The sequence below is a fragment of the Sporosarcina sp. SAFN-015 genome, assembly GCF_059415085.1.
Genome location: NZ_JBPFDR010000025.1, coordinates 1 through 1,299, shown reverse-complemented (window position 1 = coordinate 1,299; position 1,299 = coordinate 1). Strand labels below are relative to the sequence as shown.

General features: G+C 55.1%; 1 rRNA gene. It reads right to left on the bottom strand.

Features of this window, described 5'->3' with window-relative positions:
- Positions 1-1,299, bottom strand: a 23S ribosomal RNA gene (locus ACR65H_RS18475); the annotation flags it as partial.

Below are 1,299 nucleotides of genomic sequence, written 5' to 3'. Positions count from 1 at the left end.
CCACGCTTCCACCCCGGACCTATCCACCTCATCTTCTTTGAGGGATCTTACTTACAAATGTAATGGGAAATCTCATCTTGAGGGGGGCTTCATGCTTAGATGCTTTCAGCATTTATCCCGTCCACACATAGCTACCCAGCGATGCCTTTGGCAAGACAACTGGTACACCAGCGGTGTGTCCATCCCGGTCCTCTCGTACTAAGGACAGCTCCTCTCAAATTTCCTGCGCCCGCGACGGATAGGGACCGAACTGTCTCACGACGTTCTGAACCCAGCTCGCGTACCGCTTTAATGGGCGAACAGCCCAACCCTTGGGACCGACTACAGCCCCAGGATGCGATGAGCCGACATCGAGGTGCCAAACCTCCCCGTCGATGTGGACTCTTGGGGGAGATAAGCCTGTTATCCCCGGGGTAGCTTTTATCCGTTGAGCGATGGCCCTTCCATGCGGAACCACCGGATCACTAAGCCCGTCTTTCGACCCTGCTCGACTTGTAGGTCTCGCAGTCAAGCTCCCTTATGCCTTTGCACTCTACGAATGATGTCCAACCATTCTGAGGGAACCTTTGGGCGCCTCCGTTACACTTTAGGAGGCGACCGCCCCAGTCAAACTGCCCACCTGACACTGTCTCCTGCCCGGATCACGGGCAAGGGTTAGAAGTCCAATACAGCCAGGGTAGTATCCCACCATTGCCTCCTCCGAAGCTGGCGCTCCGGATTCCAAGGCTCCTACCTATCCTGTACAGGCTGCACCGGAATTCAATATCAGGCTACAGTAAAGCTCCACGGGGTCTTTCCGTCCTGTCGCGGGTAATGCGCATCTTCACGCATATTATAATTTCACCGAGTCTCTCGTTGAGACAGTGCCCAGATCGTTACGCCTTTCGTGCGGGTCGGAACTTACCCGACAAGGAATTTCGCTACCTTAGGACCGTTATAGTTACGGCCGCCGTTTACTGGGGCTTCAATTCGAAGCTTCGCTTGCGCTGACCTCTCCTCTTAACCTTCCAGCACCGGGCAGGCGTCAGCCCCTATACGTCACCTTACGGTTTTGCAGAGACCTGTGTTTTTGCTAAACAGTCGCCTGGGCCTATTCACTGCGGCTCTCTCGGGCTATTCACCCTACCAGAGCACCCCTTCTCCCGAAGTTACGGGGTCATTTTGCCGAGTTCCTTAACGAGAGTTCTCTCGATCACCTTAGGATTCTCTCCTCGCCTACCTGTGTCGGTTTGCGGTACGGGCACCTCCCGCCTCGCTAGAGGCTTTTCTTGGCAGTGTGAAATCAGGGACTCCGGGGAT